This is a genomic window from Microtetraspora sp. NBRC 16547 (assembly GCF_030268965.1).
Lineage (GTDB): Bacteria > Actinomycetota > Actinomycetes > Streptosporangiales > Streptosporangiaceae > Microtetraspora.
Genome location: NZ_BSSE01000026.1, coordinates 40,745 through 55,749 on the forward strand (window position 1 = coordinate 40,745; position 15,005 = coordinate 55,749).

10 protein-coding genes and 4 tRNA genes are annotated in these 15,005 nt (G+C 71.5%); 4 read left to right on the forward strand and 10 right to left on the reverse strand.

Translation table 11 applies throughout. The annotated features are described in order from the left end of the window. Nucleotides 1–7 precede the first annotated feature (7 nt). The gene (locus QSK17_RS28165) at nt 8–1,297 is read left to right on the forward strand and encodes a DNA polymerase domain-containing protein (protein ID WP_285708430.1); all 1,290 of its coding nucleotides are present in this window, start codon (nt 8–10) and stop codon (nt 1,295–1,297) included. On the opposite strand, the gene QSK17_RS28170 is transcribed toward QSK17_RS28165, so the two are convergent. The 7 genes from QSK17_RS28170 to QSK17_RS28200 form a co-directional block, all read right to left on the reverse strand. Next, nucleotides 1,273–3,666, reverse strand: coding sequence for a GMC oxidoreductase (locus tag QSK17_RS28170; protein ID WP_285708431.1), 2,394 nt, complete (start codon nt 3,664–3,666; stop codon nt 1,273–1,275). The genes QSK17_RS28165 and QSK17_RS28170 overlap by 25 nt on opposite strands. A 1-nt stretch (nt 3,667) precedes the next feature. Further along, nucleotides 3,668–4,810 carry an alpha/beta hydrolase gene (locus QSK17_RS28175; protein WP_285708432.1) on the reverse strand — a complete coding sequence of 381 codons (1,143 nt, stop codon included), beginning with the start codon at nt 4,808–4,810 and terminating at the stop codon, nt 3,668–3,670. 129 nt (nt 4,811–4,939) lie between these two features. After that, nucleotides 4,940–7,987, reverse strand: coding sequence for a helix-turn-helix transcriptional regulator (locus QSK17_RS28180; protein WP_285708433.1), 3,048 nt, complete (start codon nt 7,985–7,987; stop codon nt 4,940–4,942). Between the two features lie 283 nt (nt 7,988–8,270). Next, nucleotides 8,271–8,345 (reverse strand) — tRNA-Val (locus QSK17_RS28185). A gap of 14 nt (nt 8,346–8,359) precedes the next feature. Then, a tRNA-Gly gene (locus QSK17_RS28190) sits at nt 8,360–8,431 on the reverse strand. Between the two features lie 76 nt (nt 8,432–8,507). Then, a tRNA-Cys gene (locus tag QSK17_RS28195) sits at nt 8,508–8,578 on the reverse strand. Between the two features lie 45 nt (nt 8,579–8,623). Continuing rightward, nucleotides 8,624–8,695: transfer RNA gene (locus tag QSK17_RS28200), tRNA-Gly, on the reverse strand. Nucleotides 8,696–8,993: 298 nt separating this feature from the next. Here QSK17_RS28200 and QSK17_RS28205 point away from each other — a divergent pair. Together QSK17_RS28205 and glmS are read left to right on the forward strand one after the other, a co-directional pair. Next, nucleotides 8,994–9,269: a hypothetical protein gene (locus QSK17_RS28205; RefSeq protein WP_285708434.1), complete on the forward strand. Its 276-nt coding sequence runs from the start codon at nt 8,994–8,996 to the stop codon at nt 9,267–9,269. A gap of 8 nt (nt 9,270–9,277) precedes the next feature. Further along, nucleotides 9,278–11,095 (forward strand): glutamine--fructose-6-phosphate transaminase (isomerizing), encoded by a 1,818-nt coding sequence (glmS, locus tag QSK17_RS28210; protein WP_285708435.1) that lies wholly within the window; start codon nt 9,278–9,280, stop codon nt 11,093–11,095. A gap of 129 nt (nt 11,096–11,224) precedes the next feature. Here the strand turns inward: glmS and fmdA are convergent, their stop codons facing one another. From fmdA to QSK17_RS28225, 3 genes are all read right to left on the reverse strand, one after another. Next, complete coding sequence (fmdA, locus tag QSK17_RS28215; RefSeq protein WP_285708436.1) at nt 11,225–12,478, reverse strand: formamidase; 1,254 nt, start codon at nt 12,476–12,478, stop codon at nt 11,225–11,227. A 71-nt stretch (nt 12,479–12,549) separates the two neighbouring features. Then, on the reverse strand, nt 12,550–13,161 hold the full coding sequence (locus QSK17_RS28220; RefSeq protein ID WP_285708437.1) for an AmiS/UreI family transporter: 612 nt from the start codon (nt 13,159–13,161) through the stop codon (nt 12,550–12,552). A 143-nt stretch (nt 13,162–13,304) separates the two neighbouring features. Beyond that, the gene (locus QSK17_RS28225; RefSeq protein ID WP_285708439.1) at nt 13,305–13,589 is read right to left on the reverse strand and encodes an FmdB family zinc ribbon protein; all 285 of its coding nucleotides are present in this window, start codon (nt 13,587–13,589) and stop codon (nt 13,305–13,307) included. Between the two features lie 362 nt (nt 13,590–13,951). On the opposite strand from QSK17_RS28225, the gene QSK17_RS28230 reads away from it, so the two are divergent. After that, entirely contained in the window at nt 13,952–14,911 is a 960-nt protein-coding gene (locus QSK17_RS28230; RefSeq protein WP_285708440.1) for a Bug family tripartite tricarboxylate transporter substrate binding protein, read from the forward strand. The last annotated feature ends 94 nt before the right edge of the window (nt 14,912–15,005 follow it).

Below are 15,005 nucleotides of genomic sequence, written 5' to 3' on the forward strand. Positions count from 1 at the left end.
TGGCCGCATGGTGCTCGAACTCGACGGCAGGGAAGTGAAGATCACCAACCCGGACCGCGTGGTCTTCCCGCGGACGGGACACACCAAGGGCGATCTGGTCGCCTACTACCAGGCGGTGGCCGACGGCGCCCTGCGCGGCGTCGCGGACCGCCCGGTCATCCTCAAGCGGTACGTCCACAGCGTCGAGGACCCGCCGTTCTTCCAGAAGCGGGCGCCGGCGAAACGGCCCGAGTGGATCGAGGTCGCCGAGCTCGCCTACCCGTCCGGGCGCAGCGCCGACGAGGTCGTCATCCGCGACCTCGCGCACCTCCTCTGGACGGTGAACCTGGGCTGCGTCGACCTCAACCCCCATCCCGTACGCGCCGCGGACCTCGACCACCCCGACGAGCTGCGGATCGACCTGGACCCGGTGCCCGGCGTCGGGTGGGAGCAGATCGTCCGGGTCGCACTGCACGCCAGGGACGTGCTGGAGGACCACGGCCTCGCCGCGTGGCCCAAGACGTCCGGCTCGCGCGGCTTCCACGTCTACTCCCGGATCGCGACCCGCTGGACGTTCCGTGAGGTGCGGCGGGCCGCCGAGGCGGTCGCCCGCGAGGTGGAGCGGCGCGCCCCCGAGATCGCGACCAGCCGCTGGTGGAAGGAGGAGCGGCAGGGCGTCTTCGTGGACTACAACCAGAACGCCAGGGACCGGACCGTCGCCTCGGCCTACTCCGTGCGGCCGACCGGACACGTCTCCACGCCGCTCGGCTGGGACGAGGTGGAGCGGTGCCGCCCGGACGCGTTCACGATCATCACGGTCCCCGAGCGGCTGGCCGCGGCCGGCGACCCCTGGGCGCCCATGGACGGGACGGCCGGGTCGCTGGACGCGCTGCTCGAGCTCGCCGAGGCGCAGGGACCCCGACCGTCGCCCGCCAAGGACTCGAAGGACTCCAAAGACGCTGAAGACGCTGAAGGCGCCGAGGACTCCATAGGCACCAAGAGGGCCAAGGATGCCAAGAAGGCCGAGGATGTCGGTGAGGCCGGTGAGGTCAAAGGCCGCCGCCGGCCGGTCAAGCCCCTCATCGAGATCGCCCGCGCCGGGACGGTGGACGAGGCCATGGTCGGCTTCGAGCGCTGGAAGGCCCGCCACCCCGGCGTCGCCCGCCTGCTCCGGCCAGCCGACGTGCTGGTCGACTCCATGCGCGGCCGCAGCTCGACCTGGACGCGGATCCGGGTCAACCTCCAGCACGTCCCCGAGGCGGAGCGGCCCGCCCAGGAGCCGCTCGAGGTCGACTACGACCCGTGGCGCGGCCGGTAGACCTCCCACAGCTCGCCGAGGAAGAACCTGCCGAACCTGGCCAGCGCCGCCGCGCCCCCCGGCCCCTCCGTACGGAACGTCGTGAGCATCCTGGCCAGATCGGACGGAAGTATGTGCAGCGTGCCCGCCGCGACCACCGGCGCCGTGTCGTCCTCGCCCTCGGCCACCCGGCCGTCGAGAAGCCGGGCGAGCATCGTCGTGGTGTCCGGCCAGACCCGGGTCGGCGGGCCGGGACGCACGTCCTTCCAGCCCACGAGGGTGCGAGGCCGGCCCTGGCCGTCGGTGAACTGCAACCGATAGCGCATCTCCCTGCGCCCCGGGCGGTCGCCCGGGGCGAAGAGGTTGAACCAGCCCCGCTCGATCGGACGCCGGCCCCCGCACATGGCGGCGTCGATCCATCCCTCGGCCCGCGCCGGATGCTCCGGCTCGGCCAGGAAGCGATTCACGTCGTCGGCGGTCACGGTCAGCCGGAAGGCGAACCGGCCGCCCTCGGGCATGCCGTCGAGCTCGCGCGGATCCGTCAGGCCGGGGGCGAGGAAACCGCGCATCTCCTCCACGAACGACAGCGACGTGCGACCGCCCGTTTCGCCCGGGCCGCCCAGACAGGCCGGGTCGTCCGGGCGGTCGCACGCCGCGCCTCCCCCCACACCGCCCGCCGGGAGCGCCGGTGGCCCGGCCTCCAGCAGGCGGGTGCACATGCGGTCCGCCAGGGCCGCGATGGTGAGCGACGGATTGGCCCCCACCGGCCCCGGCATCGCCGCGCCGTCCGCGACGTACAGGCCGGGGAAGCCGAAGACCTCGCCGTGGGCGTCGCACACCCCCTCGCCGGGGTGGCGGCCCATGGGCACCCCGCCGAGCGGATGCACCGTGATGGTCCGGTCGCGGTGCCACGCCGGGCTGTCGGCGTACTCGGCCCCGAGCACATGGCCGATCCGCCGCATGGCGGCCCGCACCCGTCGGACGTACTCCTCGCTCGTCTCGGCCGTCCAGACGACGTCGAGCCGCCCGTCCCGCAGCCTGAGCACGCCGTCCGGCACGTCCCGGCCCATGCCGAGCAGCGGCAGCGAGCTGCCCGAGAGGTCACCCGACCCGATCAGCGCGGCGATCTCCGCCGACATGTTCGTGTCGTGTCCGGCCAGCGCGCGTAGCCGGTCGACGGCGAACCGGGCCACCCGGCCCAGCTCGCCGCGTACGTCCGCGCCCTCGACCAGCCAGTCCACGAAGCCCGGGTAGCCGCCCTCCTCGATGTACGCCCCACGGCCTCCCTCACCGTCCGGCAGCCGGATGGCGCTGGTGATGACCGGCCCATGGCTGGCGCTGATCGGAATCGTCCGGCTGCGGTCCCTCGCCCTGAGCAGGAAGGACAGGATGTCGCCGTTGCCGGAGAACCGGGTGCCGAGGGTCCCGCTCAGGCCCGGGAAATGCGCCCGGTTCTTCAGCAGCAGGTACGACGTCCCGAGCGTGCCGGCGGCCAGCACGAGACGGTCGCACGTGATCGTTCCGGTGACGCGCCCGGCCGGATCGGCGGGGTCGTGCCGCACGTAGTCGACCGCGTAGCCGCCGCGATGCCCGTCACCCTGCCGGCCCCCGTGACCGCCCTGCCCGCTCCCATGCCCGCTCCCGTGCCAGGGCCTGATCGTCTTGACCTCGTGCAGGGTGCGCAGGTCGGCGCCATGATGCCGGGCCGCGGCGAGATAGGTGTGGTCGAGGCTGTTCTTGGCGCCGTCGTTGCAGCCGATGTCGCACTCGCCGCACAACCGGCAGGTACGGCGCAGCACGCCGTGCATGCTGCCGTACTCCGGGTCCACGACGGGCAGGCCGAGACCCGGCTCCGCACCGGGGGAGGGGGCGAAGCTGATCGCCAGCGGCGGCAGCCGCCAGTCGAGGCCCAACTCGGCCGCCGCGTCCCGCATCGCCCCGGTCTTCAGCGTGCCCGAATAGGCCGGCCGGTCGAACGGGTACGGCGTCACGCCGATCATGCGCTCCACCGCGTCGTAGTGCGGGTCGAGGTCGGCCCGGCTCACCGGCCAGGACTCGTACCCGCCGCCCGGCAGCGGCTCCTCGTGGACGAAGGTGTCCTCGTCCTTGCGCAGCAGCACGTTGGCGTAGATCAGCGAGCCGCCGCCGAGGCCGCTCGCCACCACCGAGTCGCAGTCGCGGAAGCTCCACACGTCGAACATGCCGTACAGGTGCTCGGCGGGGTCCCAGAAGGCGCGGCCCATCTGGGACGGGCTACGCGGGAACGACCCCGGCGGGTACGGCCGGCCGCGTTCGAGTACGACCACCGACAACCCGGCCTCGGCGAGCCGGTAGGCCGCGACCGAGCCGCCGAAACCGGAGCCGACGACGACGGCGTCCACATGTTCCACGTCAGTGCCGCTTCAGGAAGTCGAGGATCCGGGGGAACACGTCCACGTGCGCGTTCTTTCCGATCATCGGGTCGATGTGCCCGTAACCGGGAAGGATCTCCAGCTCGTGCCGGCCGGGCGCGACCCGCTCCAGGATCCGGTGCGCGACGATGTTGGAATCGGTGAACACGTCGTTGTGGTCGCCCGTCAGGAAGAGGATCGGCGTTCCCGGCCGCGCCGGGTTCGCCAGGTGATGTCCGAGATAGTCGCCGGGAAGCCCGGCGTGCCGCGGGTCGCCCGGATCGAGCCGCACCGCGCGCCCGGCCGCCACCATCGCCGCGACGTGCCGGTAGTAATGCAGGCCGGCGGCGCCGTTCAGGTCGGCCAGCCGCTCGTGGACGTGCGTCTCCGGGCGGAGGTTCCCGTGCCGGTACATCGCGGGCCGGCCGCTGCCCCACATGAAGCTCTGCATGTGGCAGGCCGGCTCCCGGCATTCGGGGTGGGCCAGTGACACGGCCCCGGCCAGGAGGCGGCGCCGGGAGAGCGGTGGCGCGTCGGCGAACCGCGGGTCCAGGCAGGGCAGGCCGAGGACGTGCTCCAGGAGGGCGGGGCCGAGCTTCAGCTTGAGCCGCGCCCACGGGTGCACCCGTGGGATCGGCCCGACGCTGTTGGCGACCAGGCTGGCGACGCCACCACCCGGACCGTCCTCGACGGTGTCAAGAGCGCCCCCGAACAGGCTCATGTGGAACGACACCGACCCCAGGCAGTGCGCGATCACGTGGATCCGCCGCGCCCCAACGTGGCGGCGGAGTTCACGCAACGCGGCCGGGTGGTCGAAGTGCGCGATGTCGTCCAGGCTGTGCCTGCGCGTCTCGACGTTGTACGGGAACCGGTTGCTCATCCGGAAGTCGAGCGCCCAGACGTCCCCGAACCCGTTGCCGTGCAGGAACCTGACCAGGTTCGTGTGCTCCGGCATGATGAACATGTCGCTGGACGACGTCAGCCCGTGGATCAGCAGCACGACGTCGCCCTCGGAGGAGCCCGGCCCGGGGTCGAGATACCGGGTCAGCGTGAGCCCGAGATCGTCCTCGGTCGTGAACGGGTGGACCGACACTGTCGCGCCGGACACACCGTCCAGCGTGAAACGCGGAATGTTGTGGTCCATCTCGTTACCCCTCCTTGACGGCGTTTATGTTCCCAATGCCGCACATGTCGGCGGCATCGTGGAAAACCCGTACTTGTCCCGCACAGGTGGTACTCAGGGGACACGCGGCTCCCGCTCGGCTCCGCCGGGTCAGCTCGGGCGGCTCAGGGCCGTCGCCACGCCGACCCGCGACGAGACGTCGAGCTTGGCGAAGACCCGCGAGAGGTGGGTCTCGACGGTCCTGACGCTGAGGAACAACCGCTGCGCGACCTGCTGATTGGTGAGCCCGTCGGCGACCAGCAGGGCCACCTCCAGCTCCCTCGGGGAGAGCCCGAACGGTGCGCCCCCCTTCCCCGGGGGCGCGCCCGCCACCCGGACACCCAGGCGGCGCAGCTCGCGGTCGGTTCGCGCCTTGAGGTTCCGCGCGCCACACGCGTCGAAGGCGGCCGCCGCGGCCTTCAGGTCCTCCCGCGCCCGCGCCCGCTCCCCGGCCTCCAGATGCGCCAGACCGGCGGCCAGCAGGGCTCGCCCGGCGTCGAGCCGCCGCTCCGCCGCGGCGAGCAGACCGGCCGCCTCCCGCGCGGCCGCGGCGGAGCGGGCCGGTTTCCGCGCCCGGAGCGCGTGCGCCCGGGCGAGCGGGACGAGCCCCGAGAAGGCGGGCAGATGGGGATCGTCCATCGCCGCGGCGCGGTCCGCCCAGGCCGTCGCCTGCTCCGGGCGGCCGAGTTCGGCGGACACCTGCGCCAGCGTCTCGCAGGAGAGCAGCAGCGTGCCCCGGTCCAGGCGCGGCGCGGAGAACCTGTCGCAGGCGTCCAGCACGGCCTCCGCGCCCTCCTCCAGACGACCTGTGTTGATCAGAGCCTGCCCCCGGGCGTGCCGGGCCATCGCGCCCCACACCTCGCCGCCGCCGACGCCGCGCCGTACCGCCTCCTCGCCGGCGAGGATCGCCGCCTCGTCGTCGCCGGCCCAGGACGCGGCCAGGCAGCGCTGGGTGAGCGCGAAGACGAGCTGCTGCCCGGAGTCCAGCAGCCTGGCCTCCTCCTCCGACTCCTCCGCCGTCGCCAGGGCGTCGGCCAGCCGGCCCGTCATCACGAGGGTCCGTGCCTTCCCGGCCAGCAGATTCGTCAGGATGTAGCTCTGCCCGGTCGCGTCGGCCACCCCCGCCGCCCGGTCGAAGTGCCGCAACGCCTCGCCGTGCCTGCCGAGGTTCATCTCGGCCCAGCACAGCCACGAGATGGCATCCAGCCACTCGGCCAGATGGTCGTCGGGCGCGGCCGCCATCAGCCGCCCGGCCGTCTCGGCGTAGCGCACGGCCTCGGCGCTGCGGCCCGCCGCGTACGCCGGCATGGGCCGCAGCGCCGCCACCGCCACCGCCAGGCCGGGCTCCCAGCCCTCCGCGGCGTCCGGCATCAGGTCGAGCACGGCCTGCGCCGCGTCGAAGTCGACGCGCATGAGGCTCTCGGCCACCAGCCGCATCCGCAGCGGCACGGCGGCGGCCGCCCGCGGGTTCGGCATCCGGCCCAGCTCGTCGAGGAGGAGCGCGCGGGCCTCGTGCGGGCGGTCGAGCTGGCGCTCCATCAGCGCGCACAGCCGCGCCGCCCTGCCCCTGCGCGGGTAGTCGTCGGCGGGCAGGATCCGCAACAGTTCGCGGGCCGTGTCCCGGCCCTCCGCCAGCCGCCCGCTGACGCCCTGGGCCCGGCTGAGCTCCAGCAGCAGCTCCATCCGGGAGTCGCGGGTGCCGGAATCGTCGGGCATCAGCCGTACCGCCGCCTGCAGCCAGTGCGCGGACGTGGCGGGCGCGTGCGCGGCGACCGCGCGGGCGGCCTCGACCAGCACCTCGACGGCGCGCCGATCCCCGAAGGACCCGGACCGCTCCAAATGGCCCGCCTGGGCGACGGCGGGCGCGCCGACCGCGGCCAGGCGGGCGGCGATCCGCGCGTGCGCGCCCACCCGCCAGCCGGCCGCCGCCGACTCGTAGACGGCACGCCGGACCAGCGGATGCCGGAACCGGAACCGGCCGCCGTGCGCCCGGACGATGTCGCGCTGGGCCAGCTCGTCCAGGGCGTCCAGCGTGGCGTCCCTGGGGATCTCGGCCGCGACGGCGGCGATGTCCGGGTCGAACTCGTCGGCTGCGACGGCCGCGCCCTGCGCCACCAGCAGGGCGCCGGTCGACAGTTCGCCCAGTTCGACCTGGAGGGCGGCGAGCACGGTCGGCGGCAGCGCCCCCGGGGCTCCCAGCGCGCCCTCCTCCATCCTGGCCAGGGCCTCCAGATAGAAGGGGTTGCCTCCGCTCGCCTCGTACAGGGTCCGGCCGCGTCCCTTGCTGAACCGCGGGCCGAGGAGCTCCTCGGCCTCGTCGGGCGCGAGCGGGCCGACCGTGATCTCGTGGCCGCGCACGCCCGCGCCCAGGGGGAGCGTTGCCAGCCGGGGCGGGGCCTGGGCGGGACGGAAGGCGACGGCGAGCAGCACCGGCCCGGCGGGCGGGTGGCGCGTGATGTGGTCGAGGAACTCCAGTGAGCTCTCGTCGGCCCAGTGCACGTCGTCGAGGATCAGGACGAGCCCGCGCGGTCCCGACAGCGTGTCCACCATCTGCCGCACGGCGCGGTGGAGCCGATAGCGCGCGAGGCCACTCCGGTCTGTGCCGTGCCGCTCCGTGCCGTGCCGCTCCGTGGCGTTCTGCTCCGTGGCGTTCTGCTCCGCGCCGTGCCCGGTGCCGCTCCGGTCCTGGTACGGCTCGGCGGACTCCCCGAAGTGCGTCCGCTCCCGATGGTCTCCGGCGTGGTGGGGGGCGAGGGCGGGGAACACGGTCGCCAGCAGCCGGGCCGTCGCCGGGCCGAGGGTGTCGGCGATCTCCTGGCGCCGGGTCTCCAGGTGGTCGTCGAGCGCGTCGACCAGCGGACTGAACGGCATCATCTGCTCGAACTCGGCGGCCCTGCCCCACATCGTGACGCGGCCGAGGTCAGCGGCCATCGTGGCGAGCTCGCCGAGCAGCCGGGTCTTGCCCACTCCGGGGTCACCCGCCAGCGCCAGGAACCGGAATCCGTCCCGCCCGCTCGTGCCGAGCGCGTCCCGCAGGGCGGCCAGCGCGTCCCGCCGCCCGACCAGAGGCGTGGGAGCACCTGGTACGGCTGGCCCGGCCGTACGACCCTCCATGTCCACCCCAACAGCGACGCGTTCCGCGTCACGACCAGGGTTCACGCGGACATTATTTTGTGAGGCACTTTACAGATCTTGCGCGGCGGAAGCAGTACATATCTCCCGGAAATGTACAAAAATCCCCCGGGTTGCTGTCGTACCGGGCCGCAGGAACGCCGCCGCACCAGGCGGCCAGCGGATGAGCCGAAGGTCTTGTTGAACGTGGCGGCTGCGCCTGTTTGGCCGAGTGTGCCCCGGTACGTTTCGAATCGGTGGCTCGCGAGGGAGCGACGTGTTCGGAAGGTGTTCAAACAGAAAACCCCAGGCCGTTGGCCTGGGGTAACTGTGGTGGACGATACTGGGATTGAACCAGTGACCTCTTCCGTGTCAGGGAAGCGCTCTCCCGCTGAGCTAATCGTCCGTGCAGGAACTGCGAGCGGAAGACGGGATTCGAACCCGCGACCCTCACCTTGGCAAGGTGATGCTCTACCACTGAGCCACTTCCGCGCGATCTCCGAGGTTTCCCTCGGCGACGCCTTCTTTACTTTAGCGGATCAGACGGGGTTCCCGTGCCATCCGCTAGAGGTGGAGACGGGATTTGAACCCGTGTACGCGGCTTTGCAGGCCGCTGCCTCGCCTCTCGGCCACTCCACCAGGATCGTAGGTCGTCTGCACACGAGGTGCCCGCCGACGAACCCGAGCGGAAGACGGGATTCGAACCCGCGACCCTCACCTTGGCAAGGTGATGCTCTACCACTGAGCCACTTCCGCGTGTCTTCCGGGAGAACTCCCGGCCACGCGGAAGACTCTATCGCCTTCCGGCCCTTACCTGTGCAACCACGGCCGCCGACGGCGCCGAATCGGTGACCATCCGTTTCCCGGCCGGTGGAATCCGCGCGCGGGCCCCGCATTGCCTGGCGAACGGCCTGCTCCGCTGGCGGACCGCCCTGGTCGGCTGAGGTCGAGAACCCGCTTACGGCGATCGCGGAGGGCTCTGAGATACTGATCCTGCCCGATTTCGGGCACGAAACTTGGTGTCCTGCATCCACCGTCCGTATGGTCCTGCTCTGTGTCGACGCAACGGCATCCCCATGAGGACCTCATCGCTCATCTGACCCGGACGACCGCGCTCGGTCCCGGAGAGGCGGCGCGTGTGGTCGCCGACGTGCTCACCTACTTCGGTGAGCCCGTGGACGACTACGTGCGACGCCGTCACGGTGAGCTCAAGTCGAAGGGGTTCTCCAACGACAAGATCTTTCCGAAGATCTCGGCAGAGCTCTCGGGAAGGCGCGTCGCGGCACCGGAGCTGTCTCTACGCCAGCTGCGCCGGATCGTCTACGGATAGGAGCGGATATGTGCGGAATCGTCGCTTACGTCGGGTCGAAGGACGCGGCCCCCATCCTGCTCGAAGGACTCCAGCGACTGGAGTACCGCGGCTACGACTCCGCGGGCCTCGCCGTGGTCAACGGCAAGTCGCTGAAGATGCGCAAGGTCAAGGGTCGCGTGGCCGACCTGGCGGAGGCCGTACCGGCCCGGTTCAAGGGCGCGTGCGGCATCGGGCACACACGATGGGCCACGCACGGCGTGCCGAGCGACGTCAACGCGCACCCGCACCTGGACCACGAGCAGCGGATCGCCGTCGTGCACAACGGGATCATCGAGAACGCCGACGCGCTGCGGCAGCGTCTCGAAGGCGAGGGTGTCACCTTCGAGAGCGAGACCGACACCGAGGTCCTCTGCCACCTGATCGCGCGGACCGTCAAGGAGACCGACTCCCTGGACGACGCCGTCCGCAGGGCGCTGAAGAGCATCGTCGGCACGTACGGCATCGCCGTCATCGACGCGCAGCGGCCCGGAGAGATCGTGGTGGCCCGCAACGGCAGCCCGATCGTCCTCGGCCTCGGCGAGAAGGAGATGTTCGCCGCCTCCGACGTCGCCGCGCTGGTCCGCTACACCCGGCAGGTCGTCCACCTGGAGGACGGCGAGCTGGCGGTGCTGCGGGCCGACGGCTTCCACACGTTCACCAGCGACGCGAGGGAGACCGCGAAGGAGCCCTTCACGGTCGACTGGGACACCGGCCACTACGACAACGGCGGCTACGAGCACTACCTGCTTAAGGAGATCTCCGAGCAGCCCGAGACGGTGGCCCGCACGCTGCGCGGCCGCATCGACGACCGCTTCCACATCGCCCACCTCGGCGGGCTCAACATGGACGCCAGGGAGACCCGGTCGTTCCGCCGCGTGAAGATCATCGGTTGCGGCTCCGCGTACTACTCCGGGCAGATCGGGGCCCAGCTCATCGAGGAGCTGGCCCGCATCCCCGCGGACGCCGAGCCCGCCTCCGAGTTCCGGTACCGCAACCCGGTCGTCGAGCCGGACACGCTCTACGTCGCGATCAGCCAGTCGGGGGAGACCTACGACACGCTCGCCGCCGTCCAGGAGCTCAAGCGCAAGGGCGGCCGGGTGCTGGGCATCGTCAACACGGTCGGCAGCGCGATCGCGCGCGAGTGCGACGGCGGTCTCTACCTCCACGCGGGGCCCGAGGTGTCGGTGGCCTCGACGAAGGCGTTCACCTCGACCGCGGTGTCCTTCGCGCTGCTCGCCCTGCACCTGGCGCGGGTACGCGACCTCTCCCCGGCGGACGGCCGGCGCATCTGCGAGGGCCTGCGCCGGCTGCCCGAGCAGATCGAGCAGATCCTCAAGCTGGACGAGCACATCAAGACGCTCGCCGAGAAGTACGCCCAGTCGCCCAGCATGATGTTCGTCGGCCGGGTCCGGGGCTATCCGGTGGCGCGTGAGGGCGCGCAGAAGCTCAAGGAGATCTCTTACGTCCACGCCGAGGCGTATCCCGCGAGCGAGCTCAAGCACGGTCCCCTGGCCCTGATCAGCGAAGAGCTGCCGACCGTGGCGATCGTCCCCGACGACGAGCTGCTCGACAAGAACCTGACCACGCTGGGTGAGATCCGGGCGCGCAGCGGGCGCATCCTGATGATCGGTCACCGGACCGCGGAGGCGGCCGACGACTGCGTCGTGGTGCCCAAGAACGAGACCGAGCTGGACCCGATCCTGCTGACGATCCCGCTTCAGCTCTTCGCGTACCACGCCGCGGTCGCCCTCGGCCGCGACGTCGACCGGCCGCGCAACCTCGCCAAGAGCGTCACGGTCGAGTAGGCGCCCGGCCGAGGCGGCGCGTGACAAAGTGTGCGGGTACGGCTCCCGCCCCCATCTCCGGGGGTGGGAGCCGTACGCGTCAGGAGATCGGACGGGCCGAGGCCGGGCGAGCCGCGCCCGGGTGGAGGGTCAGGACGTCACGGCGCACTGCCCGCGGTCCTTCCTGACCGGTCCCTCGGCGGTCGGCCGCACGTCGAAGTCGAAGATCTCGGTCGGCAGGTAGAGGGTGCAGCACGCGTTCGGGATGTCGACGATCCCGCTGATCCGTCCCTCGATGGGAGCCGACCCGAGGAGCAGGTAGGCCTGCTCGCCCGTGTAACCCCATGTCTTCAGGTACTCGATCGCGTTCAGGCACGCCCTGCGGTAGGCGACCGTCGCGTCGAGGTAGTGGTTGGTGTCCGTCTCATGGTCGACCGAGATCCCGATGAACGAGAGGAACTCGGAGTACCGCGGCTCGACGTTGCCCGGCATGAAGATCGGGTTGGTGGTGACCCCGTACTTCGCCATGCCGCCCTTGATGAGATCGACGTGGAGATCGATGAAGCCGCCCATCTCGACCGCGCCGCAGAAGGTGATCTCGCCGTCGCCCTGGCTGAAGTGCAGGTCGCCGACGGAGAAGTTGGCGCCCTTGACGTAGACGGGGAAGAAGACCCGCGACCCCCGCGTGAAGTTCTTGATGTCCTGGTTGCCGCCGTGCTCGCGCGGCGGGACGGTGCGCGCGCCCTCACGGGCGATCCGCTCGGCCAGGTCGCCGGTCGCCGTTCCCGTGACCGCATTGTTCGGCTCCGGCGGGTTGGCCAGCGGCGGGACCCGGCCGGCGTCGGTGTCGATGAGCGCCCGCTCCCGCCGGTTCCAGCTCGTGAGCAGCTCGGCCGACGGCGCGGTGGCGAACAGGCCGGGATGGGTGATCCCGGTGTACCGCACGCCGGGCAGGTGCCGGGACGTCGCGTGGATGCCGTGGAAGTCCCAGATCGCCTTGTACGCGTCCGGGTAGTAGTCGGTCAGGAAGCCACCGCCGTTCGCCTTCGCGAAGACACCGGTGTACCCCCAGCCCTGCCCGGGGACGTCGCCGGTCCGCTCCGGGTACGGGATCGGGCCGATGTCGAGGATGTCGACGATCAGGAGGTCGCCGGGTTCGGCCCCCTCGACGCCGAAGGGCCCGCTCAGCATGTGCACCTTCGTCAGGTCGACGTCCCGCACGTCGTTGGCTGAGTCGTTGTTGCCGACCTGGCAGTCGGTCCAGTCCCGGCACTCGACGCGGAACTCGTCCCCGGGCCGCACCGTGGCGACCGCCGGGATGTCGGGGTGCCAGCGGTTGTGCCCGGGCACGTCCTGTTCCCGCATGGGCTTCGACTGGTCGATGCTGAACACGACTTTCGGCATGAGATGTCCTCCTTCTCGATCGGCCGGTGTCGGCCGGTTGCCGGCGTGCGGCGGGGCGGCGGGGCGACGGGTCACTCCGCGGGCCGGGCTGTGCGCCCGCGCGTGAGCGGCCACAACGCGGCGAACACGACCACGCCGAACGCGGCGAGGATGATCGCGACGAGGTTCTGGTTCCAGCTCTTCCAGAAACCGGTGAGGGTGAGATAGGCGGGGACCGCGCCGGTGACCCATCCCTCGATCGCCGTCACCCAGCCCACATACGCCGTGAGATGGTCGCGTTTGAGGCCGAGCAGCAAGAAGAAAAGGAACCACAGGAACGACCAGTAGAGCCAGATGGCGCCGAACGGCGCGTCCTTCAGGATCTGGAAGTTCGCGTACGAATAACCCAGCGCCATGATGGCGACGAACAATGAGAAATACCCGACGCCGGTGGTGTCGAACCCTCCGAGGGTCCCGATTCCCACATAAAGATAGGTGAACGCGAACAGGTACAACCCCGACGCCGAGAGAATGGTGCTCGCCCCGCCGCCCGCGCCGATGATCAGGACGGTGGGCGTGACAACCTGGAGCGCCCCGACGAAGAGGTTGAAGAGGGCGGCCGCTCGCGCGTCGACCAGCCCCAGCAGCATCAGGCCGTTCATGAACAGCACCGCGCCGACGTAGAGAAGTCCGACATCTCCCATCGGGACGCACCTCCTGGCGCCGGTGGCGGACGGCCGGCGCGTGTGGCGGACGCGCGGCCCCCGACCGGCCCCCGACCGGCCCCCGACCGGCCCCCGACCGACTCGCGACCGACTCGCGATCGGCTCCGGCCCAGATCGGGGGATCAGGGCCGGGGAAGGTGGGCCGGCGCCGGGTGCGGTGGGCGCGCCGCCGCCGGTCCCGTCCCGCCGCGCGGCGCACGGACGACCTCGGGCGCCTCCCTGCTCCGCTCCTCCCCGGCCAGCCCGGCGGCCAGCGCCGGATGCACCCGCCGCAGGTTCGGCCCCGAGAAGCGGCGCCGCGCGGGCCCCTCGCAGGCGGAGCAGGCGCCGGTCTCCGGCGCGGTCCCCATCGGCAGGGACACGTCGAACGGCCCGCAGTCCGGGCAGAGATATTCATAAATCGCCATGGGCACCTCTAACCGGCCGGACGGCCCCTCACCCGAGCGTGGCCATACACACCCAGACAACCCGCAAAAATAGTTACCTGTCAAGATAAATCAACTGATCATGTAATACGTTGTCGAGTGGTGATTTTTGGGGTCAATAATTGTTGAACGTTCCGGAAGGTGAGATGGCCGGAGAAATGCCACTCCTTTCCTTTTATTGATGTTCTCCTTTGTGAGACTTGCCGATCTCCGTGTTGAGAATCACCCGTCCGGTCAGCCTCCGGCCGTCCGTCGCAGGGTTGGCCGGATAGCGGCATTTCATCACTTACTGTGACGAGTCGTACGCTTGCCGTACCGGGGACTCTCGCAGGAGGGGGACCGATTTGCGGCGCCGCGCGTTTCTTGCTCTGGGGCTGGGCCTGCTTCCTCTGTCGGCCGGATGCGGAACGAACCGGCCGCGGACTGGCCCCCCGATCTCGCTGGTCGTCCCCACGCAGGCGGGGGCGCAGGGCGGCCCCTTCGCCAGGGAGCTGAAGACCCTCATCGAACGTCAGCGGCTGGCCGGGAAGGTCGAGATCCGGACCCGATCGGGCGACGCGGGAGCGCGGGCGCTGGCCCGGTTCGCCGCCGGGAGGGACTACGACGACCTCATGGTCGCCGGCCCCGCTCTCGTCGCCATCGCCGCGAGGAACGGCCTCGGCGGCCTCATCGAGCGGACCTCCCCGCTGGCCCGGTTCGCCGGGGAGTGGGTGGTCTTGGTCACCGGGCCGCACTCCCGCTTCCGCACGTTCGACGACCTGGCCGCGGCCCTGATCCGCGACCCGTCCCGGCTGCGGCTCGCCGGGCGGGACACGGGCGGCCCCGACCACGTGCTCTACGGCCTGACCGCGCAGGGGCTCGGGATCCACCCCCGCAGCCTCAACTACGTGGCGCTCCCCGACCTCTCGCAGGTGCTCGCCGCGACGCTCGACGGCAGCGCCGTCGCCGGGCTCGGCGGCCGGAGGGAGCTGGCGGCCGACATCCGGGCCGGTCGGGTGCGGCCGCTGGCCGTCTCGTCGCTGGAGCGCCTGGACGGTGTGGACGCGCCGACCCTGAAGGAGTCCGGCGTGCGCCTGCACTACGCCCACTGGACCGGGCTCCTCGGCCCGGGCCGGCTGGGCGGGCAGGAGCGGGAGCGGCTGCTCGACCTGTGCCGCGCCGTCTCCGACCTGCCCGGATGGGCGGAGGTATGCCGCGGCAACGGCTGGGCGCCGATGTTCCTGGACGGCGACGACTTCCGCCAGTGGCTGGGCACCGAGGCGCGCCGCACCAAAGTCGTTCTCGGCGAGCTCGGCCTGCTCTGACGGCCTCTGCTCGGAGGCTGCTCTGAGACCTGCTCGGAGGCTGCTCGGAGGGCTGGTCCGAGGGCTGCTCCCGGCCGCCCGCCGATCGCCCGGG